The sequence below is a fragment of the Vibrio sp. 10N.286.48.C11 genome (genome assembly GCF_041469805.1).
Classification (GTDB): Bacteria; Pseudomonadota; Gammaproteobacteria; order Enterobacterales; family Vibrionaceae; genus Vibrio; species Vibrio crassostreae_C.
Window position 1 is genome coordinate 16,871 of the sequence record NZ_JBFRLK010000038.1, and the last position, 23,205, is coordinate 40,075.

At 45.7% G+C, this 23,205-nt stretch carries 18 protein-coding genes; 5 read left to right on the forward strand and 13 right to left on the reverse strand.

From position 1 onward, the window contains the following. Positions 1-35: 35 nt before the first annotated feature. Both AB4209_RS10695 and AB4209_RS10700 read right to left on the reverse strand, forming a co-directional pair. Positions 36-764: a DUF429 domain-containing protein gene (locus tag AB4209_RS10695; RefSeq protein ID WP_372055841.1), complete on the reverse strand. Its 729-nt coding sequence runs from the start codon at positions 762-764 to the stop codon at positions 36-38. 58 nt (positions 765-822) lie between these two features. Further along, positions 823-2,535: a class I SAM-dependent methyltransferase gene (locus tag AB4209_RS10700; RefSeq protein WP_372055843.1), complete on the reverse strand. Its 1,713-nt coding sequence runs from the start codon at positions 2,533-2,535 to the stop codon at positions 823-825. 259 nt (positions 2,536-2,794) lie between these two features. On the opposite strand from AB4209_RS10700, the gene AB4209_RS10705 reads away from it, so the two are divergent. From AB4209_RS10705 to AB4209_RS10720, 4 genes are all read left to right on the forward strand, one after another. Then, positions 2,795-3,733, forward strand: coding sequence for a hypothetical protein (locus AB4209_RS10705; RefSeq protein WP_017059736.1), 939 nt, complete (start codon positions 2,795-2,797; stop codon positions 3,731-3,733). A gap of 196 nt (positions 3,734-3,929) precedes the next feature. Beyond that, positions 3,930-4,697 (forward strand): 1-acylglycerol-3-phosphate O-acyltransferase, encoded by a 768-nt coding sequence (locus tag AB4209_RS10710; protein ID WP_102333729.1) that lies wholly within the window; start codon positions 3,930-3,932, stop codon positions 4,695-4,697. 147 nt (positions 4,698-4,844) lie between these two features. Next, the gene (locus tag AB4209_RS10715) at positions 4,845-6,215 is read left to right on the forward strand and encodes an MBL fold metallo-hydrolase (RefSeq protein ID WP_372055845.1); all 1,371 of its coding nucleotides are present in this window, start codon (positions 4,845-4,847) and stop codon (positions 6,213-6,215) included. Between the two features lie 455 nt (positions 6,216-6,670). After that, positions 6,671-8,218, forward strand: coding sequence for a sodium:alanine symporter family protein (locus AB4209_RS10720; protein ID WP_017069529.1), 1,548 nt, complete (start codon positions 6,671-6,673; stop codon positions 8,216-8,218). Between the two features lie 145 nt (positions 8,219-8,363). On the opposite strand, the gene AB4209_RS10725 is transcribed toward AB4209_RS10720, so the two are convergent. The 5 genes from AB4209_RS10725 to guaB all read right to left on the reverse strand — a co-directional run bounded on the left by AB4209_RS10725 (position 8,364) and on the right by guaB (position 16,617). Further along, on the reverse strand, positions 8,364-8,957 hold the full coding sequence (locus AB4209_RS10725; protein WP_010440610.1) for an acetate uptake transporter: 594 nt from the start codon (positions 8,955-8,957) through the stop codon (positions 8,364-8,366). A 430-nt stretch (positions 8,958-9,387) separates the two neighbouring features. Continuing rightward, positions 9,388-10,938, reverse strand: coding sequence for a Na+/H+ antiporter NhaC family protein (locus AB4209_RS10730; protein ID WP_372055847.1), 1,551 nt, complete (start codon positions 10,936-10,938; stop codon positions 9,388-9,390). A 274-nt stretch (positions 10,939-11,212) separates the two neighbouring features. Then, positions 11,213-12,910, reverse strand: a complete 1,698-nt coding sequence (locus AB4209_RS10735; protein ID WP_372055849.1) for a chitinase — start codon at positions 12,908-12,910, stop codon at positions 11,213-11,215. Positions 12,911-13,234: 324 nt separating this feature from the next. Further along, positions 13,235-14,788, reverse strand: a complete 1,554-nt coding sequence (gene guaA, locus AB4209_RS10740) for a glutamine-hydrolyzing GMP synthase (protein WP_017059729.1) — start codon at positions 14,786-14,788, stop codon at positions 13,235-13,237. A 365-nt stretch (positions 14,789-15,153) separates the two neighbouring features. Continuing rightward, positions 15,154-16,617: an IMP dehydrogenase gene (guaB, locus tag AB4209_RS10745; protein ID WP_372055851.1), complete on the reverse strand. Its 1,464-nt coding sequence runs from the start codon at positions 16,615-16,617 to the stop codon at positions 15,154-15,156. Between the two features lie 269 nt (positions 16,618-16,886). On the opposite strand from guaB, the gene xseA reads away from it, so the two are divergent. Next, entirely contained in the window at positions 16,887-18,233 is a 1,347-nt protein-coding gene (xseA, locus tag AB4209_RS10750) for an exodeoxyribonuclease VII large subunit (RefSeq protein WP_048663722.1), read from the forward strand. A gap of 111 nt (positions 18,234-18,344) precedes the next feature. On the opposite strand, the gene ureG is transcribed toward xseA, so the two are convergent. From ureG to AB4209_RS10780, 6 genes are all read right to left on the reverse strand, one after another. After that, positions 18,345-18,986 carry an urease accessory protein UreG gene (ureG, locus tag AB4209_RS10755; RefSeq protein WP_004735125.1) on the reverse strand — a complete coding sequence of 214 codons (642 nt, stop codon included), beginning with the start codon at positions 18,984-18,986 and terminating at the stop codon, positions 18,345-18,347. A gap of 46 nt (positions 18,987-19,032) precedes the next feature. Further along, positions 19,033-19,713 (reverse strand): urease accessory protein UreF, encoded by a 681-nt coding sequence (locus AB4209_RS10760; protein ID WP_017067584.1) that lies wholly within the window; start codon positions 19,711-19,713, stop codon positions 19,033-19,035. Between the two features lie 42 nt (positions 19,714-19,755). Then, positions 19,756-20,352: a HupE/UreJ family protein gene (locus AB4209_RS10765; protein WP_372055853.1), complete on the reverse strand. Its 597-nt coding sequence runs from the start codon at positions 20,350-20,352 to the stop codon at positions 19,756-19,758. 235 nt (positions 20,353-20,587) lie between these two features. Further along, positions 20,588-21,040: an urease accessory protein UreE gene (ureE, locus tag AB4209_RS10770; protein WP_017062501.1), complete on the reverse strand. Its 453-nt coding sequence runs from the start codon at positions 21,038-21,040 to the stop codon at positions 20,588-20,590. Between the two features lie 77 nt (positions 21,041-21,117). Beyond that, on the reverse strand, positions 21,118-22,821 hold the full coding sequence (gene ureC, locus AB4209_RS10775; RefSeq protein ID WP_372050938.1) for an urease subunit alpha: 1,704 nt from the start codon (positions 22,819-22,821) through the stop codon (positions 21,118-21,120). Positions 22,822-22,860: 39 nt separating this feature from the next. Then, complete coding sequence (locus AB4209_RS10780) at positions 22,861-23,196, reverse strand: urease subunit beta (protein ID WP_102320707.1); 336 nt, start codon at positions 23,194-23,196, stop codon at positions 22,861-22,863. Between the last annotated feature and the right edge of the window lie 9 nt (positions 23,197-23,205).

Below are 23,205 nucleotides of genomic sequence, written 5' to 3' on the forward strand. Positions count from 1 at the left end.
AATAGCATATTAAGCCAAGTTGAGCGCACGCTTTGTTAGCGTGTTTTGTTCCAGTAAACAATCTCTCTAACTCGTCCGTTCTGATCCTTGTCAGCTTCTCCACCAACATCAGAAAGTTCAGGTAAGGTCGATAATTGCGGAGCGTAATAGGCAACTAACATAAGTACGAACGCATCGTAAATATCGTCTATCGCGGCGTCTTTACGTTTGGTATTTGAAATGGCCAACGACAAGCGGTCACACCATTGAGGGGATAGCTGCTGAATAATAGAAAGCCGTTCATCTTTGCCTTCTTGCGTTCGTTTTGAAAACGTCAGCGGTTCGTCTTTCAATGCTGCAAACACCACTTCAGGATGTGATTCCCTGATAGAAAGATTGGGATGAGTTTCAATGAGCTCATCAAGCTCGCGAATCTTGGGCACAATTCCCCAAGTCTGTTTAGAAAACTTCTTATCAAGCTGCTCCACATTGGCACTGCACGCCGCAATGTAATCGGTTTGGTAAACCGCCTCACGACACGGAACCGGAAACACCGAAGAACCACGTTTGCTGGTTAGAAAACGCCTTGCTGCTTTGTCACACAAGCGATCTGGAGTTTGTGCATCACTAAAACCAATAGGCATATCGATAAGCGCCGTTGAACCGATAAGATCACTCGCTAGCTCATCGAGGGTGTTTACCACTTTAAACGCAGGTATCTCATTGTCAGAGACAATCCAAGCGATCCAACCCGACTTGCAGCCATCAATTCCGATGTATTTCATTATGTTCTCGATGATTAGTTTGTTGAGGGTTATTTGGGATAACTAGCCCACTTAATGATCAGTGCCACTCACTAATCAGCAGTCTGCTTTTTACACCACGTACCTGCAAGCCCATTGCATCGAACACCTCTTCAAAGTCTCGACACTGCGCAGGGATGTTAGGTAACGAAAGCGCGGCTTCTGAAAAGAATTGTTGTTCAAAATGAGCCGAATCGTTCCAAGCGAGTTGCCACCACTCTAGAATCCTCGACTTAGACGAGCGCAGCTTTTCAGCCGTAGGAACTTTATCACTTTTACTTAAGTTCTCTTTGCTTGTAGTAGGAAAGAGGTTCCACTTATCGTTGTTTGGCCAGTAAGCGAAAGGCAAACAGTGATCAACGTGATACTCATTTTTTAATGATTTTCCACTCCACACGCTGACAATGTCGGCACGATCAGATCTAAGTTGCTCGACACGTTTACGCACATCGCGAGTATCATGGTTTTGATCGATCCATACCAAGCAGTCGTGATAAGTCTGTAGTGAAATGCTTCGCTGTCGGTTCAACTCGAAACGCTGCATCTCCATGACCCATTGATTCACCACCAGTGGTTCAATCCAAGAGTGGTAGATTCTAAAGCACTCCCACAGGCTTTCATCGAGAGTGAAATAACCAAAACTTTCTAAGAACTCACTATCAATGACCAGTGATTCTCGGCTCTTCCGTCGTTTGTGAGGTGGGTATATATCGAATAGTCGGTTGTCTTTCGAGCCTTGATAAATGAAAGTCACAGGTCCTGATTTAATGGTGCTGATCGTTTGTGAAAATAGCTTTTGTAGAGCCTTAGCTTCATCGCCGAGAAACATAGCGCCTATCGCTAGATCATCAGCACTTAAGTGTTTGAGTTTATTCCACCCATCCTCTTTTACAAACCCAAGTCCCTTCGTTGTGTTGCTATTTTGCTGAATCCCTGCGCCTTCTATGTCGATATCAATCAGTCGCTTAAACTGCCTAACCCAATACAGAGCAACCAAGCCCACTGGTAGAGAAATTTTTCCATCAGTTCGATCAATCACAGCGCCTGAATGCGCATCAGCAATTCGCAGTAATGTTCTCAACAAAGCCAACTTGTATGTGGCCGACTTGTTGTCATTCACAATAATGTGGCGCACCTTGTTCAAATCACCGGAGCCATCGTCTGGCAATGTCATCACCACGGTTTGCCACCACACTTCACTGCGGTTCAATGTGTCTTGGCTATCATCGACATGACGAACCAACAAGGCGCTGTTTTTTGACAAACGCTCGAGCTCTTCAACCGAGACTTCATAGCCTTGTCGACTGTCTATAAATTCCCCATGACGCAGAGTGATCACCAGCTTGCCATTTGGAGCTAGCAAGTTAGACAACTTTCTAAATGCTCGTTCTCGATGAGACGGGGCTAAGTGCATCCAAACCGCACTCACCAATATCAGGTCAAAACGCATTCCGAGGTTTTCAGTGCGGCTAAGCGAAGGCAGTGAATCATCAATCCAGGTAACACTTGGGCCTGTATATTTCGAGCCTTGTTCGCGTAATGAAGCACTTGGTTCTATCGCAATAACATTAGCTCCGGCTTTGTGCATCCATAGCACATCACGACCGCTCCCAGCACCGACATCTAATACTTTATCGCCCTCTAAAGGCCAATAAGCTTGCCAGCTTTTATGCACCGTCTCGAACGTCACTGAGTTGTACTGCTGGCAAAGTGTGTGAGCATTTTTATCGTAAAAAGGAATCGATGAGGTCATATGCGCTATTGGAGTAAGGAGTCTATCTCAATAGTAATGGGGAGCTTAGGCGATTGCTAGCAGCTCATGCAAGTTCATCCACACCGAGCAATATTTATCGTTAGTGACTGTTTTATATCAATATCCACCTAATGAGTGCATCAGGCGAATCAGTCTCGTCAGCAAAACAAAAACAAACAAGGTGCAAGCTGACGTGCGAACAGAGATAATTGTTTGAAGATGATTAACTCGCCTCAAGCACCAAACCGATAGAAAACTAATGAACACATACTCGCACATAGATACCCCATTCAATCTGCGCCACACCTGTTGGTTTTGTGGTGAGCCTTCCAGTAACCTTGTTGAATTTCCTAAGACAGCGCAGGCAGTTGCCAAGATTGGCCATTCACCGATAGCACTGCCGGCTTGTAATGAGTGTGCGAGAATTAACTATTCAAAGAATCTAACCTCAATTTGGTCAGTGCGCGATCAGATAAAACACACTCTGATAGACAAGTACGCTAAGCACCTTGGCATCGGTGAGAACTGGACGGAGCAAGAGCTTATTGATTCTGATTTCTCGGGTTCGACGCTCGGTGGGTTTGGGCGCAGCGCTTGGAAGATGTATCAAATCGCCAAACAACGCGTCGATTATAAAGGCTGGCCTTTGTCGGTTGATGACATCCCACTTGAGGTATACGACGAAACCAGTGGCTTTGAGTTTGACGGTACTCGTTATGCCTCAATCAATTCATGTATCGACTATTTCACCAAGGCAGCAGGCGTAGACAAAGAGCTGTTGTCGCAGCTTGTCGACATCGTTTCATCAGAAAGGTTTAGCTACGCACTGCGAATCACCAAGCTGAACAAGAATGTCTCTAATACCAAGCGCTCGGAGATCGTCGAAGAGGTGCTGCAACAGGAGTCTGAACAAGAAGAGATACTGCTTGAGCAAGCTAATTCAATGTTTAACCCAAACGTCGAAGAGGTGAATATTTCAGGCTCAATAGCGCCTGTGTTTGCTATTCAGTGGGCCCTGGCTAACAAGGTTAAAGATTTAGCCCACCTTTGTGCTCTCGAAGATGAGTATTTTGACTATTTCGAGCACCTCGGCGGCCCTGCAGCTTTCATGTCTTATAACGGCCTACAACTCTACTTAGAATCGCGTCAAGATCCGGAATGGGTAGAAAAATCGGATCCAAATAAACAGTATTGGTGATCATGAGCCATTACTGGTGAACACGTGTAAGCTCGATAATCGTGTCAAACACCCATTGTTAGTCCTTGTTTTATATAAAGATCTAAAAACAGAACCCTATAACAGTTAATTGTTGCAATTCGGTTAAATAGAGTGAAAACTTCAAGCATCTAAAACTATTTAATCACTGCCATCTGCGGTGAGTAAGGAGTGAATTGTGCTTGCTGTTCTTCGTATTATTTTGGCTACGGTGTTTATTATTTTCACCACTCTATGTGCTTTTGTTTACTGCTTGTTTAGCCCCAAGAACCCCAAGCATGTGTACGTTTTCTGTCGTTGGTTCAACCAACTCCAAAAGATCATCGGTGTAAAACTGGTGCAACGCGGCCTAGACAATGCCCCGACACCAGAAAACAGCGTCTACATATCTAACCACCAAAGCATATTGGATTTTGTGACCGATCCAGGAATGCTAAGACCACGCACTGTTTCATTGGGCAAACGCGATTTGTTGTACGTGCCTTTCTTTGGCCTGCTGTATTGGATCACCGGTAACATCATGATTAACCGCGAAGACAAATCCAAAGCACGCGATACCATCAAGCAAGTGGCGGAAGCGATTCATCAGAGAGATCTGTCTGTTTGGGTTTACCCGGAAGGAACCCGTAGTAAAGGGCGTGGACTATTGCCATTCAAAACGGGCGCTTTCCGAATGGCAATCGAAGCTGGTGTGCCTATCACCCCGATGTGTACCAGCACCACGCACAATAAGATCGACTTGAATCGAGCCAATAATGGCATTGTGATCACCGAGATGCTGGAACCTATCGATGTATCCGGATACAAGCTTAGCGATGCGAGAGAGTTGGCCAATCGCTGTCACGCACTCATGGCAGAGAAAATAGCAGAGCTTGATGCCGAAGTGGCTCGTTTAGAGGCGCAGCAAAAAACAGAGTTGGATTCAGATCGTTCTTCTACGAACTAACTCGCAACGAAACCACTGAGTCATCGCTCAGTTACTTAAAAAGACACTCAACGATCGCAACTCTCATTGTTCTTGTTTTACTTGCTGGCGCTTATCCGCAAAATAAAAACAGGCGTTAACGGCTTTATAGAGCAATGGGAGCAAACGATGGAAGTGATTCACCATGGTGGCAAACATACTGTCACAGGATCTTGTCACGAGCTAAGAGATTCAGGCCAAGCGGTGCTCATCGATTGTGGCCTTTTTCAAGGTTTAGATCTTCAAGGTAAAAAGCTTCAAGGAGAAGATGCACGCCCTCTTGATATTGAATTTGAAACATCCCACCTCAACGCTCTGCTGCTGACCCATACTCACATTGATCATATTGGCCGATTACCTTGGTTACTCGCCAGTGGGTTTAACCAACCGATTTATTGCACGCAAGCCACCGCTGAACTTGCCCCTTTAATGATTGAGGATGGCTTAAAGCTGCAAGGACTCAGCAATAAACAGTCGAAGCTGATACTCAAAAAGATTCATTCGTTAATTGCTCCCAAGCCTTACGGGGAATGGTTTCCAATCACGTCTAAACAGCAAAACAACGGAAAGGATCATGATAGGCCAAATACTCTGTATGCTCGCTTTCAACCTGCGGGGCACATCTTAGGTTCTGCCTATATCGAGATTAAGTTACCCAACCAAGAAGTAGTTGTGTTTTCTGGCGACTTGGGCCCGAGTAACACACCACTGCTGCCGCATCCCAAGTCACCACAGCAAGCTGATTATCTGTTTATCGAATCCACTTATGGCACCAGTACACATGATGATATTGCTACGCGATCTGAGCGTCTCAAGGCCATTATTGATCGTTCACTGCTCGATGGTGGCGTTATTCTAATCCCAGCTTTTAGTATCGGCAGAACTCAGGAATTGCTGTTTGATATCGAACACCTGATCTTTAAGCATCAACTCAGTAGCGATATTCCTATTATTCTCGATTCTCCGATGGCTCAGAAAGTGACGCGTTCATACCGACGCTTTAAAGAGTTGTGGGGACAAGAAGCAAAGCAGCGTCTTGAACTGAAACGTCACCCACTCGCTTTTGAGCAGTGCATTACCGTTGATGGACATAGAATGCACAAGAAAATCGTGAATCGCCTCAAGTCGACAGGTGAACCTGCGATTGTGGTCGCAGCTTCTGGGATGTGTCAGGGTGGCAGGATAATGAACTACTTATCCGCCTTGCTTCCCGATAAACGAACCGATGTAATTTTAGCTGGCTATCAAGCGCACGGAACGCTCGGACGAGAGCTGCAACAAGGGGAAATGCAGGTTTATATTGATAACAAAGACGTTGAGGTTAATGCTCAAATTCATGGCATGTCTGGCTATTCTGCCCATGCTGATAAAGAGGATCTTTACCAATTTATAGACGGCATCGCGACTCCACCGAAAGAGGTGCATTTGATTCACGGCGAGCCAAATACTCAGTCTGAGTTCGCTAAAGAATTACAGGCGCGAGGGTTCGTAGTTGTTTGAAACAGGCATCAAATTAACAACTTTTACTAGGTAGATATTAAGGCCTCAATTATCAAACCTTCAAAAGCCATAGTCTCATAGACCTGCTAGCTCACCTGATGCAGGTGATATATTCCAACCTACTTATCCCACCATCCATATGTCAGCCGTTTATGCTAATCGGCTTTAACCGCTGTTTTGCGCAATTTCGTTTCTTATGCGCACCTCAAGATCCCCTTTCTGTATTAATCACTATTTATTCACTTTTCAAAACACAACAAATCACAACTAGTTGCATATCAGATTAAATGGAACGATTCTAGAATTAGCACTAAGCATTAACAAACACCCTCTATAACTTGCTTTATGTCACAGTAATCCTAATGCGCAGTTAAATAATTTAACACTCGGGTTACAAGTGAAGTATTGTGTTGTTCGAAAAACAATCATAAGCAAAACTAACAGGGAAAATACTCATGCAGTCATTCGTTGATTTTTTGAATGGAATAATCTGGAGCCCAGTACTTATCTACCTATGTTTAGGTGCAGGTTTGTTCTACTCCATCATGACTCGATTTGTTCAAATCCGTCACTTCTTTGAAATGTGGCGCTTGCTACTATCGGGTAAAAGCTCATCAAAAGGCATCTCGTCTTTCCAAGCTCTAGCCGTTTCGCTATCTGGCCGTGTCGGTACAGGTAACATTGCTGGTGTTGCTGCCGCTATCGGTTTCGGTGGCCCAGGTGCAGTATTCTGGATGTGGGTTGTAGCCTTCTTTGGCGCCGCGACTGCTTATGCAGAATCTACGCTAGCGCAAATCTACAAAGAAGAAGACGAAGGCCAGTTCCGTGGTGGTCCGGCTTACTACATTGAAAAAGCAATGGGTCAGAAGTGGTACGCATGGATCTTCGCAATCGCGACTATTTTTGCATGTGGTATTTTGCTTCCAGGTGTTCAGTCAAACAGTATTGGTAATGCTGTAGAAGCTGCATTTGGATCAGGTGATATGATTGAAACAGCTGTCGGTACATTCAGTTTCGCTAAAATTTTCACCGGTACTGTTGTTGCTATCATCCTTGCTTTCATCATCTTTGGTGGTGTTAAACGTATTGCGAACTTCACACAAATCGTTGTTCCTTTCATGGCATTGGCTTACATCATCATCGCGTTCGTTATCATTCTGCTAAACATCAGCCAAGTGCCAACGGTTTTCGCAATGATTGTTGGTGATGCATTCACACCTATGGCAGGCTTCGGTGCTGCAATTGGTTGGGGTGTTAAACGTGGTGTTTACTCAAACGAAGCGGGTCAAGGTACTGGTCCTCACGCGGCAGCGGCTGCAAGTGTTGATCACCCAGCTCAGCAAGGTTTGGTACAAGCATTCTCTATCTACATCGATACTCTTCTAGTATGTTCTGCTACAGCGTTCATGATCATCATCACTGGTGCTTACAACGTTCACGGCGGCGCTGAGGGTGTGTTCCTTGTTCAGAACCTAGCAGCAAACATCGGTGCGAATGGTCCTGTATTTACACAGCTTGCTATTGAAAGTGCACTACCAGGCATTGGTAAGCCATTCATCGCATTTGCTCTGTTCTTCTTCGCATTTACAACGATTCTTGCTTACTACTACATCGCAGAAACGAATATTGCTTACCTACGTCGTACCATCAAGATCCCTGGCATGATGTTCGTACTTAAGCTTGTTCTTATCACTGCCGTTTTCTATGGCACAGTTAAAACAGCGAACCTTGCATGGGCAATGGGTGATGTTGGTGTTGGCTTGATGGCATGGTTAAACATCGTTGGTATTCTGATCATCTTCTTCATGTCTAAGCCTGCGCTTAAAGCTCTAGCTGACTACGAAGAACAGCAGAAACAAGGCGTAACTGAGTACACATTCAACCCTGTAAAACTAGGCATTAAAGGTGCAACTTACTGGGAAGAGAAGTACAAGCGTAAAACAGGCAAGTCTCCAGAAGCAGAAGCTGCAGACACTAAACCTGTAGAGCAACCTTCAGCTTAAGCTTTCCTTAGCAAATAGATCGCTTTAACAAATAGTGCTATTAATAACGCATAAAAAAGGGGTTAGCTATTTCGGCTAACCCCTTTTGTTTTATTCATAACCAATAAATGGCTTATAACAAACTAACTGTTCCCGAGTTAGAGTATTAAGCAGCGATTTCTTGTGTTGCCATTTGAGGCGCTTTCTTCTCACCGATAGGCAGTACTGTGCGGCCGTATTCGTTGTTGATTACTTGTGCCATTGCAAAGTAGATAGCTGAAGCGCCACAGAAGATACCTTCAAAACCAGCGATAGTGCCGATTAGTTCGCTGCCAGTGAAATCACGAGCTGCAAGTAGGAAGAACAAGATAGTTAGTGAACCGAATACTACTTGCTTCGCCACTGGGTAGCATAGAGAGCCGATGAACATGAAGCCTGTGAAGATGCCCCATAATAGTAGGTACCAACCCATGAATGCTGCAGGGCTTGCAGGTAGACCCATGTAAGGCATCACGATTAAACCAACCAAAGACAACCAGAATAGGCCGTAAGAAGTAAACGCAGTTGTACCGAACGTGTCACCACGTTTGAAACACATTGTGCCCACGATAACTTGGCTCAAACCACCGTAAAAAATACCCATAGCAAGAATCATTGAATCGATTGGAAAGAAACCTGCGTTGTGGATATTAAGAAGAATAGTGGTCATACCGAAACCCATTAAGCCTAGTGGCGCTGGGTTAGCTAGTTTGGTCGACATTGCGAATTTACCTTATTAAAGTGGTTGATTAAAAAAAAGCGATAAAAATTATCAGAAAATTTTAATCTATAAACCGTACAACTAGGTAATCCAGTTATCGAAAACTAAGATTGTGTAAATGATCTTATGGAAAATTAGTTTCATAACAACGCTAATTAATTCATAGAACCTATAAGTAAACAAATTCCCTGTCACGTATCGACTCATTTGATCGTCATTCCAGAATCGAGGGACGAGATATCTGGAATCTCCTCTTCGATATAAGCACGTTTGGCGCACTAAAGAGATTCCCTATCACGTTCGTTCCTCACTGTAGGGAATGACGGAAGTTTGCTTAGATGCGAGTAAGTGAAATGAAGAACAAGAGAGCGAGCTTTTCGTTACTCGTTTACTCGCATCCCGTATCTACTCACTCACCTGTTATCTTAAATTATGCTTGTTGAGCTTTAGACTCAGACACTTGAGATTGAACGTCTGAAGAAGCGTTTTTACTCGCATCGCGCTTGGCTAACAACGTCACGACAATCAACTGAGCAACAAGAGCGCCTAACACAACCAATGCACTTCCCGTAAAGCCTGCGACTACAAAACTAATCAGAGCAATAGAGCCGTTCATCAATGCGTAAGGAAGCTGCGTCTTAAAGTGTTCAAACTGATCACACCCTGCCCCGGTTGAAGAAAGAATCGTGGTTTCAGAAATCGGTGAGCAATGGTCACCAAACAAGCCACCAGACAACACAGCGCCAATTGCGACGAGAAGCGGAGCATCTATCGCAATCGCGGTTGGAATAACCAATGGCATCATTATCGCGAAGGTTCCCCACGACGATCCCGTTGCGAATGAAATGATAGCCGATAATAAAAACGCGACCGCAGGTACTAACCAATATGGAAAGCCGCTCTGTGCTTGCTCAGCAATATAAGCTGCCGCACCCAACTCTTTACCAACGGTGCTTAATGCCCAAGCCAATACCAAGATGATCGCGACTGGCATCATGTTTCCCATGCCTTTTAAGTACACAGAAACACCATCAGACAACTTTCTTACACCGTAGTAAGCCATTAACGAAATTAATGTAATCGCCGCAAAGAAATAAGCCGATGATAACGCCGCTCTAAATGATGAACCTGCGACCTTTTGGAACGGGAAACCTTGTGGTACCAGCATGGCACACAACACCACCAGCATCACTAACAATGGTGCCCAGACAAAAGATGCCTTTGCATTTTTATGCGAGAACGGATTTAGTGATTCGTTATTCACGCCAGAGTTAATTCCCGCCTGGCAATCACGCTCAGCTTTTGCCATTGGCCCAAAATCTAAACCTTTAACGGACACGAGCGGAACGATGAAAATCGCGAGGAATGCGTAGAACTGAAAAGGAATCGCACCGATGAACGCATCCCAATCGGACATGTTGACATTCAACGCCGTAAACTCTTTCTGAATCAGGCTCATGATATACACGCCCCACCCGATAAAAGGGATAAGGATCGCGACGGGTGATGATGTAGAGTCGATGATGAATGCCAACTTCTGTCTAGAAAGTTTCAGTTTATCGAAAAGAGGGCGAAAGACAGGACCAACAATCAACGGAGTACCTAAGTCAGAGAAAAATATCACGATTCCTCCAAACCACGCAGACAATTGAGCTTGGCACTTGTTGCTTACCCACTGAGTCACACGCTTAGCAAACGCAACACCACCACCCGACTTTTCCATCAAAGCGACAAAACCACCGATGAACACCAACAGCATAATCACGCCAGCGTTGTAGCTATCTGTAAGCTGAGGGACTAGGTAACCTTTCACCATGGTACCAAACGTATCAAGCGGGTTAAGTTCGCTAAACATGCCAGTCAGCATTGCAACACCACTCAGCACACCAGCAAAAAGGCCTATCACCACATTCCTTGTCGCCAATGACAACACCAAAGTAATCACAATGGGGATGAGTGACGTGATATCTGTCTGTTCCATAGGTACACATTAACCCTAAAGCAATGGAATAAATATAAATTAAATTTGAATATAAATTCACAAACATCATTTGTACAGAACTTTATCCTCTAACTGGATAATTAGTCTTTAAATGCGCTTCAACATAGCCAAATAGACCAATCACCCTCCTTAAATAGCCAAGTTCGAAACGGAAAAAAGCCGAAAGTAGAAACTTTCGGCTTTTGATTATTTATATCGCTATGGTCGTACTACTGAGCTCGTAACTTAGGCCACCTCTTCAGTATTCAGACTATCAATTACAGCTGATTTCATCCCAGAACCAATTCGATTGAACTGGGCTTTCCCAAACACCTGGGCCGTTTTTAGCCACGAAGCACTTACCGTTATGCGTCACTTTATCGCCATTACTCACTTGGCTAACACCGGCTTGCCACGTAATAAATTCAGATGGATCGACAACCACTGGCGGTTCTGTCACAGGTGGTTCAACTGGTGTTGGGTCTACCGGAGCAGGATCAACAGGCGATGGATCTGTCACTACCGGTGGTGTTGGCTCTCCAGCAATCAATTTCCAAGGGCCGCCATTGGTAGGGTCATCCCCTTGTGTCCACCATTTCGCTTCATAGGTTGCACCGTTGTGAGTCACTTGGTCACCCGCGTTGTAAACCTTGGTCGCACTCCAACCATTACCACCCGGATCAGTACCAGGATCTACCGGATCCAGCTTATCGACCACTTTCACTTCAGGCCAACTCGCATGAGAACCATAAAAGTTGGTCACACACTTCTCGTAATCGCCAGCCACCAGTGCGGAATAAGCAGTTTGAAAGCCCACTAGCTCACACTCAAATGAATACCCTTCTGGGCGGTCTGCGTAGTATTTCCAGTTACCATCCCAGTTGGTGTACAACACATCCGTTGCTCCGTTGAGATTCAAGCTTCCGTAAGGCGTTTGCTGCCAACATGTATTGGCTTCATCGGCTTCTACAGGAATTTCATAGTGCGCGGCTAACCCTTCCCAGTAACGAATACGGTTAACGGGTTGGCCTTTGTCTTTGTTCTGCTCGCCACATTCAATACCACCATTGATCACGTTGATTGTGGTACCAAAGCCATAGCCAATACCCGCATCCAATTCACGTTGAGATGGTGTCCATGTTCGGTCAATTACATGCAGCATTGCCGGTTTAGGCGCTTGTGGTGTTAAAAAGAACCAGATAGCAGACGCTAAGTTCAACCAAGAATCCGCCACTAAGCCCGGATTGTTGAGAAGCACCGTCGCATCGCCATCGAACATCACTTCAGAGAACGCGCCGTAATTAAAATGGTAAGAAAGCTGTTTAGCACCACGTCCGAAGTAACCCTGCCCCGCAGCACATGGCCAACGGGCATTCTGCCAATCATTCTGACCACAACCTGTGGTGTAACCTTCTTGGCCTTCAGACCAACCCATTTCGCGAACATGCACCAGCGCTTGCTGCCACTCTTCTAGAGCTAATGGATTATCAGAGGTGTTGCCTATCGCGATGTGCCCACCCGTCTCTTGTGAAAAGTGAGCAAAGGCCGTGATGATGGATTTCTTACAGATGGCATCGGAGTCACGGCCATCGGTGTACTCTCCACAGAACGCTGGGAATTTACCGATCGCACGTAAGAAGCGAGTGTAGGTGTATTCTGGCGCTGCCATCTGAGTGAGGAAGTCCCATTCAGATTGAGGGAACACGCGCTCTACACGCTTTATGTTTTCAGGATTCGAGGGGGAACCGGGTTCAATCGCTTCAACGATTGTATTCGGGCGAGTTTGAAGGGCCTGTGACCAGATCGCATACATAGGATCGGATGTTTTCGCTTGTTCAGCAGCTTGTAGAGCCGACTTTTCAACAAGGTAACCATTCGGGTTTTGCGGATCAGGTTGAATGTTCAAAGACGCATGACTTTGCGCTGCTAATGTGCAGCCCAGTACTGTCGCCAAATATTTGATTTTTAACATGATGGATTCTCTTATCTGTCCTTAATAAGTCCATCAAAGAGTATGCTTCACATGTGGAATGGCCTAGCTGTAGCTGTGTGAATTTATAAAAAGTGCGAGTGATCTTTTTGATACATGGCTCAGCACAACAAAGCGTCTCATGGTTTCTTGAGCTGATATCTAGTTTCCAACTCATTTGGTTTCTAGTTATTGTTCATTTGATTTCGAGGTATTGCTCATAAGCCTTTAATGTAATGAATCAATATAATCAATCGAAAAGAAAAAAGCCCCGAACTGAGTTCGAGGCTTAAGATCTTAATCAAAGTTGGTTAAATCTCTAAGAGATTATTCCCACTCGATAGTTGCTGGTGGCTTACCAGAAATATCGTAAACAACACGTGAAATGCCGTTAACTTCGTTGATAATACGGTTAGAAACCTTACCTAGGAAGTCGTATGGTAGGTGTGCCCAGTGAGCAGTCATGAAGTCGATAGTTTCTACGGCACGTAGAGATACAACCCAATCGTACTTACGGCCATCGCCCATTACGCCAACTGAACGTACTGGTAGGAATACCGTGAATGCTTGAGATACTTTGTGGTAAAGGTCAGCAGCGTGAAGCTCTTCAATGAAAATAGCATCTGCGCGACGCAGTAGATCACAGTACTCTTTCTTGATTTCGCCAAGAACACGAACGCCTAGACCAGGACCCGGGAATGGGTGGCGGTAAAGCATGTTGTATGGAAGACCAAGCTCAAGGCCGATCTTACGTACTTCATCTTTAAACAGCTCACGTAGAGGTTCAACAAGACCCATTTCCATATCATCAGGAAGGCCACCAACGTTGTGGTGAGATTTGATTACGTGTGCTTTACCTGTCTTAGATGCTGCAGACTCGATTACGTCTGGGTAGATAGTACCCTGAGCAAGCCATTTAGCATTAGATAGTTTCTTAGACTCTTCATCGAAGATATCTACGAATACGTGACCGATGATTTTACGCTTAGCTTCTGGTTCAGCTTCGCCTTCCAGAGCTTTAAGGAAACGATCTTCTGCATCGACTTTGATGATGTTTAGGCCGAACTGGTCACCAAACATATCCATAACTTGCTCAGCTTCGTTTAGACGAAGAAGGCCGTTATCAACAAATACACATGTTAGTTTGTCGCCGATAGCGCGGTGAGCAAGCATCGCAACTACAGATGAATCAACACCACCAGAAAGACCAAGGATAACTTCGTCGTCACCTACTTGTTCTTTAATACGTGCAACTGCATCTTCAATGATTGAAGCTGAAGTCCACAGACCTTCACAACCACATACGTTAAGAACGAAGTTCTCAAGCATTTTCAGGCCGTTTTTAGTGTGTGTTACTTCTGGGTGGAATTGAACACCGAAGTACTTCTTCTCTTCGTTTGCCATTGCAGCGTATGGGCAAGTGTCTGTTTCAGCGATCTTTGTGAAATCAGCTGGAATCTCAACTACTTTGTCGCCGTGGCTCATCCAAACATCTTGAGTTGACTCAAGGTCAGCGAAAAGTGCAGATTCGCCAGTCACTTGTACCGCTGCGTAGCCGAACTCGCGCTCAGTAGACGTTGCTACTTTACCGCCAAGTTGCTCAGCCATAGTTTGCATGCCGTAGCAGATACCGAATACAGGAACACCTGAATCAAATACGTACTGAGGTGCACGTGGAGAGTTCTCCTCCGTTACACTTTCAGGACCACCAGATAGGATGATGCCGTCTGGATTGAATTCACGAATATCCGCTTCTTCTACGTCCCAGCTCCAAAGTTCACAGTAAACACCGATCTCACGAATACGACGAGCTACTAGCTGTGTGTATTGAGAACCGAAGTCTAGAATTAGAATACGTTGGTCATGAATATTTTTAGTCATTGTAAGCAGTCTTATTGGCTATGTGATAAAACGGAGGTGAGTTTACTCACCTCTGATTAACTCTTCAAGAAATAAAGCAAACGTTTTCGTTAGATATCTTTAACCACGTGTTTTGAGACAATCGGACTTTTAACAAAACAGGCGGTAGATATAATACCAATCACAGTAAGTAAGTGTTCAGGAATAGCGTAGGAAAAAAGCCTGAGAACGAGGCAGGATTTTCTGATAAGTAGTTATTCTACAATCAAAAATTCTAACGAAGTTATCGAGGTTTTTAACAAGCTAGGATGACCAGTTATTTACTACGATTGGTATATTAATGTGCCGACTAAATCAGCACATTATTCAAACGTTTGGACGTATTATTAACCTAAACGGTAGTTAGGTGCTTCTTTCGTGATTTGAACATCGTGTACGTGAGATTCTTTCATGCCCGCACCAGAGATACGAACAAACTCAGCTTTAGTACGCATGTCTTCAACAGTTGCAGAACCCGTTAGGCCCATGCTTGAGCGTAGACCGCCCATCTGTTGGTGAACGATCTCTTTTAGACGACCTTTGTATGCGATACGACCTTCAATACCTTCTGGAACAAGCTTGTCTGCAGCGTTGTCAGATTGGAAGTAACGGTCAGAAGAACCTTGAGACATAGCGCCAAGAGAACCCATACCACGGTAAGACTTGTAAGAACGACCGTTGTAAAGAATAACTTCACCCGGTGCTTCTTCAGTACCCGCGAACATTGAACCAACCATCACACAAGATGCGCCAGCAACGATAGCTTTACAGATATCGCCAGAGAAGCGGATACCGCCATCTGCGATTACTGGAATACCGTATTCGTTAGCTACTTCAGCTGCGTCTGCGATTGCTGTTACTTGAGGAACACCAACACCAGTAACGATACGAGTCGTACAGATTGAACCCGGGCCGATACCTACTTTAACCGCACTAACACCCGCTTCGATAAGAGCACGAGCGCCAGCGCCAGTTGCTACGTTACCACCGATGATTTGTAGATCAGGGTATGCAGCGCGAGTTTCGCGGATACGGTTAAGTACGCCTTCAGAGTGACCGTGTGAAGAGTCGATAAGTAGAACGTCTACGCCAGCTTCAACTAGAGCAGCAACGCGCTCTTCGTTACCAGCGCCAGCACCAACAGCTGCACCTACACGTAGGCTGCCGCGCTCATCTTTACAAGCGTTTGGTTTACGTTCTGCTTTGTGGAAATCTTTTGCAGTGATCATTCCAGTAAGTTGGAAGTCATCATTTACAACAAGAACTTTTTCAACACGCGCTTCGTGCATTTTCTCTTGAACTTCTTCACGAGTTGCACCTTCTTTAACAGAAGCAAGGCGATCTTTAGGTGTCATTACTACATCAACTTTCTTAGAAAGGTCAGTAACAAAGCGAACGTCACGGCCAGTAATAATACCAACAAGTTCGTTTGTTTCAGTAACAACAGGGAAACCGGCAAAGCCGTGTTTTTGGGTAAGGGCTACAACATCAGCGATTGTCGCGTCAGGGCTTACTGTTACTGGGTGAGAAACCACACCAGCTTCGTAAATTTTAACCTGGCGAACCATTTCAGCTTGCTGTTCGATTGACATATTCTTATGAATGAAGCCTATTCCGCCTTCTTGTGCCAGTGCAATCGCTAGGCGAGCTTCTGTCACAGTATCCATAGATGCAGATATCATTGGGATGTTTAGGGAAATATTCTTCGTCAGCTGAGTGCGAAGATCAGCTGTATTAGGGAGAACGGTGGAGTGTGCTGGCACTAGCAGTACGTCGTCGAATGTCAGCGCTTCTTTGGCAATTCTTAGCATTTGCAATATCTCACAATAATAGGAGTAAAAAGAAACAATCCAATCTCATCGTTTCGCCTAATGAGGGCAGCCAATTAAGGAAAATCAAACTGCATTTGGATTAGATATTGCGGACGGATTATACGGCCAACGAAATCGCTTGGCTACACATTTTTGTACTTTTAATTTGCATTTACCCCCTTGCTATGTATTATATTGCCGCTATCTTCCATACTTACGCCCTGTGAGATTCCAAGAAAGACCTTCCTTCAAGGAAAGATAGTGCTTCTATGACTAATCCAAACATCTTTACTGTTTCTCGCCTCAACTCAGAGGTTCGTCTCCTATTAGAAAACGAAATGGGAATAGTCTGGCTCGTTGGTGAAATCTCAAACTTCTCTGCACCTGTATCTGGTCACTGGTACCTCACGCTTAAAGACTCTCGCGCTCAAGTTAAGTGCGCCATGTTTCGTGGCAATAACCGCCGTGTCACCTTTAAGCCCCAGAATGGTAATCAAGTTCTAGTCAAAGCTCGCCTGTCTCTTTATGAGCCACGTGGTGATTATCAACTGATCATCGAAAGCATGCAGCCAGAGGGTGACGGTAAGCTTCAGCAAGAGTTTGAAAAACTGAAGATGAACCTTGCCGCTGAAGGGCTGTTTGCTCAATCAAGTAAGCAAGCTCTTCCTGAACACCCCAAACGTGTTGGCGTTATCACATCTAAAACCGGTGCAGCGCTGTTTGATATTCTTGATGTACTAAAAAGGCGCGATCCTTCGCTACCGGTTGTGGTTTACCCGACCATGGTTCAAGGCGAAGAGGCGGCGATTCAGATTGCCCAAGCGATTGGACGCGCTAACGAACGCAATGAATGTGATGTGTTAATCGTCGGCCGTGGTGGCGGCTCACTGGAAGACCTATGGTGCTTCAATAACGAGATCGTAGCTCGCACAATCGCAGCAAGCCAAATCCCGATTATCAGCGCCGTTGGCCACGAAGTGGATGTCACTATCGCTGATTTCGTTGCCGATATGCGTGCCCCAACGCCATCAGCTGCCGCAGAATTGGTTAGCCGTGATAACAGTCATAAAGAACAAGCTTTCGCGTCTAAACGTGCTCGCTTAGTCAGTGCGATTCGTCATGTGTTAATCAAACAGGCGCAATCAACTCAAACGTTGAAATACCGCTTAGAGAAGCAACACCCTAGCTACCAACTTCAAAAGCAGAGTCAGCAGCTTGATGACCTAGATATGCGTTTGCGTCGTGGTATGACTCAATACCTAAAACAGCATGCACAGCGTGTTGAACGTAAACAGCACCAGCTTCAATTGAACTCTCCAGTGAAACGCCTTGGCGAACAGAAACTGCATCTGCAACGTTCAGAGCAAAAGCTATTGGATGCAATGGACAAGACATTACTAACCACTCGCCACCAGCTCGCTATGGCTGCAGAGAAGTTAGAGACCGTTAGTCCACTGGCAACCCTAAAGCGTGGCTACAGCATTACTCATTCTGCATCGAGCAAGACAGTATCATCGATTAACGATGTCGAAGTCGGTGAAGTGATCACCACTCAAGTTGAAGACGGTGTGATTGAATCGCAAGTGACAACAAGAGTCGCTAAGAGTGAGCTTTAGGTTCGACTAGAACATTGAAAATCATTTAAAACCAGAAAGCCCTATCGATAATCGACAGGGCTTTTGTATATCTACTGGCTGTAAAAGAAAACAACCTGATTCAAACCTTACTCACGACTCCGTCGTAGAAGGCTCCTTCATGGTCAGCATCCCTTCCGTCACAATAAAGTTGATGATGAAGTCTAGCCCTTGGCTCTCTTTGAGGTTGGTGAACACGTATGGCTTGGTTGGACGCATGCGTTGTGTGTCTTGCTCCATCACCTCAAGTGACGCACCCACATATGGTGCTAAATCGATCTTATTGATAACCAGCAGATCAGAACGCGTAATACCCGGTCCGCCTTTACGTGGGATCTTCTCCCCTTCCGCTACATCAATCACGTAGATGGTAAGATCGGCTAATTCAGGGCTGAACGTCGCACTCAAGTTATCACCGCCACTTTCGACGAATACCACATCGAGGTTCTTATGCAGCTTGGCAAGCTCTTCTACCGCAGCTAAGTTCATCGACGCATCTTCACGGATCGCCGTGTGCGGACAGCCACCCGTTTCAACACCAATAATACGATCTGGTTCTAGAGCCTCTGCTCGCGTAAGTATCTTGGCATCTTCTTGAGTGTAGATGTCGTTGGTTACCACTGCGATATTGAGCTTGTCGCGAATCGCTTTACAAAGCACTTCTAATAGCGCTGTTTTACCAGACCCTACCGGGCCGCCAATACCAATTCGAAGTGGTTGCTTATAACTTTCCATTGTCTACTTCCTTATATTCTTTTTACTATACCGTTCGAGCTGACCGCTACGAACGAAATAGTCGTGTGTATTGTGTTTCGTGCAGTGAACTTGCTAATGCCATTGATGGCGAAAAACTGCCTACCATCCAATCTTCTATCGCGTGGGCCTTTTCGATCACCTCAGGAAAGGTGTTGGTGATATTAATCAATGCCAACTGCCCGTCGGTTTGACCTAAAGGCACCAGTTTCACGCCTGCGGTAACGATATTTTCAAGCCAGCTCCATAAGTAACCTTGCTTGAGGCTTTCTAAATCAATGCCCCAATGCTGAGCCGCCATACACATGCCCAACAATTGGTTTGGGTGACTATCAACAGAGTCCACCTGTGAAATATCGATATCTAAGCGCTTCAACAAAGTATTCAATGCTTGCCCACGCTGTTTCTCTTCCGCTCGCAATTCACTGGTTTCACGGCTTGAGTACAGGTAATTACACCAGTGCTCAATCTCATCGAGTTCACCCTTTTCTAGAGCGTGGTAAAGACGCTCTAATATAGGCAATTCCAAGGTCGCGACACTGGAGTTGACGATGGTGTTGAGCCACTGTTCCATGCTGTTGCGATCGGTCACCCAACCCGCTTCAACCGCTAACTCTAAACCCTGCGAGTAAGTGAACCCACCAATCGGCAATGACGGACTGATCAATTGAAACAGGCGATAGATGGCGACATTTTCTGTTGTGGTCATAACCGTGCCCTCAGTCTTCTAGAATCAAATAAGTTCGAGAGCTTACGCGCCTAACAGTAATAGTGCGCTTGCTGAAGCCACACCAACCGACATCCATTTTGAGTAAACCGCGCGGCCAACAAAAGCACCGATAACCATCAAAGCCAAAGCAGTGATGCTCATGCCAGTTGCAAACTGAGTTAGGTTACTTGCCGCTTCAACGCCATGCGCATAACCATGGAAAAACAACATGCCAATCGAAGCCGCTAATACACTGTTCACTCGCTTAGTCGATGGTGAGAACACGTGCCATAAACATAAGCTGACGACAAACAGAGAAGCGATAATGGCAGGCTCAACAATCACAGAGAAACCTAGGGCTTGGCCTGCGATAAGCCCTACCACTAAAGACACCAATCCACCGCCAATCAGAGCTGCTTTTGTCTTGGTGGAAAATGACAGTGCGCCAATTAATAAACCGAAAGCGATCAGCATGATCAGATGATCCATGCCAGTCACAGGGTGAGTTAAGCCAGACATAAACGAGTGAGACTCATGAACTGAATGCGCCCCATGTCCTGGGTGAGCGAAAGCCATCGTTGATGTTGTTAGAGAAGCTATTGTGAAAGTGCATAAGCCTGCAGCTGTTTTAAAGTTCATCGCGAGTTCCTTGCTTTATACCAATCGTAGTAAATAATTGCTCACCCTAGCTTGCTAAAATGCTCGATAACTGCGTTATAATTTTTGATTGTAGAATAACTACTTATCGAAAAATTATGCCTTGTTCTCAAGCCTTTTTTCTGCGCTATTGTTGATCACTTACTTACTGTGATTGGTATTATTGTTATTAATATCGTTGTTATATAAATCGTTTAGTGAGTCATCAATGACTCGATTAATGATGGTGATGATGTCCACCAGAGCGACCGCCATAAGCACCGCCTTCTGGTTCAAACGGTTGTTTCTCAGTGGTCACTTTCGCGCCTAAGCCTTCAACCATTTCATCTAAAACATGGTCGTGTTGATAACGAACCCAACCCGCTTCCACTTGCAGCGGAACATGACGGTTACCAAGGTGATACGCCACTCGCGTTAACAGGAGCAAGTCTTCACAGTAAACAGTCGAAACGGTTTCTGGTGCCGCTTTCACTTCTACGACTAAACCGCATTTACTTGAGAGTTGTTCGCCACCACGCAAGATATGACCTCGTGGTAGAAACAGTCCGGCATTGCGCCCGTCATCGAGCATCACCTTAAGACGGCTCTTAATGCGGCTATCGATCGGCAGGCTTAAGTAGCCGTCCGGTGCATTTTGTATTTGAGTATTCAGTTGAGTCAGTTCAATCATGCTATTACCTCAATCTCCTTGTGAGATTTATAACGTTCAAAATAGGGTCACTAAAATAAGATTCTTTAGTCAAAGGCTTAGAATAGAAAGTACCGCTGAGCCATTGGCAGCTCTTCAGCAGGCTCACACGTGAGTAGTTCACCATCGGCGCGCACTTGGTACGTCTGAGAGTCGACCTCAATCTTCGGCATCCAATCATTGAGCTTCATGTCGGCTTTGCTGATGTTTCGGCAGTTGCTCACAACACCAATCAAGCTCTGCAGACCCAATTGCTTGTCGATGTTCTGCGCCTTGGCTTCTTTAGAGACAAACAGCATTGATGTGTTCTGACACGCCTTGCCGTAGCTACCAAACATCGAGCGATAGTGAACTGGCTGAGGTGTTGGGATTGAAGCGTTTGGGTCACCCATCGGCGCCATGGCGATCATGCCGCCTTTCAAAATCACGCTTGGTTTCACGCCAAAGAAGGCTGGCTTCCATAGAACTAGGTCAGCTAATTTCCCGGCTTCGATCGAACCGATTTCATGAGACATACCATGAGTGATCGCAGGGTTGATGGTGTACTTAGCGACATAACGTCTTAAACGGAAGTTATCGCTGTAGTCTGAATCTTCTTTTAAGCTACCGCGCTGAACTTTCATCTTGTGCGCGGTTTGCCAAGTACGTGTTACTACCTCGCCTACTCGTCCCATAGCTTGAGAATCCGAGGCGATCATCGAGAACGCACCTAAATCATGAAGAATGTCTTCTGCGGCAATGGTTTCACGGCGGATACGAGATTCAGCAAACGCGACATCTTCTGCAATTGATGGTGAAAGGTGATGACACACCATCAACATGTCTAAATGCTCATCGACCGTATTGACCGTGTAAGGTCGTGTTGGGTTAGTCGAAGAAGGCAGAACGTTGGGTTCACCTGCCGCACGGATAATGTCGGGAGCATGACCACCGCCCGCACCTTCAGTGTGGTAGGTATGAATCACTCGGTCGCCAATTGCGCCAAGTGTCGATTCAACAAAACCAGATTCATTCAGAGTGTCGGTATGAATCGCAACTTGTACGTCCATCTCGTCAGCAACACTTAAACAAGTATCGATGGAAGCGGGTGTGGTTCCCCAGTCTTCGTGCAACTTCAAACCCACTGCGCCTGCCGCTACTTGTTCGCGTAGAGCTTCTGGCTGACTGGCATTGCCTTTGCCTAACAAGCCAAAGTTCATCGGGAATTGATCGAGTGACTCTAGCATGCGGTGCATGTTCCAAGGCCCCGGCGTACATGTGGTCGCGTTGGTGCCGGTGTTTGGCCCCGTGCCACCGCCGATCATGGTTGTCACACCCGACGCCAATGCTTCTTCAATCTGTTGTGGGCAGATAAAGTGGATGTGTGAATCAATGCCACCCGCGGTGAGAATCGAGCCTTCACCTGCCAAAATTTCCGTGCCCGGGCCAATTACTATATCGACGCCCGGCTGAACGTCTGGGTTACCTGCTTTGCCTAAAGCTTGAACTCGGCCGTCTTTGATGGCGACATCGGCTTTTACGATGCCCCAGTAATCCAACACAATCGCATTAGTGATCACCAAATCCGGTGTCTCAGCACTTGGACGTTGGCTTTGCCCTTGTCCATCACGGATAACTTTACCGCCGCCGAATTTCACTTCGTCGCCGTATACGGTGTAATCCTTTTCAACTTCTAGCCATAAATCGGTGTCAGCAAGACGCACTCGGTCACCGACTGTTGGCCCAAACATTTCGGCATAAGCCTGTTTGGATATCGTCGCCATGTTCAATCCTTTGTTATTTTCATTATTCCGTGGGAGCGCTTAGAGCTTGCCCATCACCTTTCCTTGGAAGCCATAGATCTCTAACTTACCGGCGTAACGCACTAACTCGACGCTGCGCGACTGACCCGGCTCAAAGCGGGTTGCAGTACCCGCAGGAATATTGAGTCGAAAGCCTTTAGTGACTTCTCGGTTAAAGATCAGCGAAGGGTTTGCTTCATAGAAGTGGTAATGAGAGCCAATTTGGACAGGACGATCGCCAATGTTTTGCACCTTAACGGACGTTGTGTCTCGGCCTTCATTGAGAGTGATATCACCGGGAGCGGTTTCTACTTTTCCGGGCACTAAGCCTGAATATTGTTTGGTGGATCCAGCCATATTTCTTCT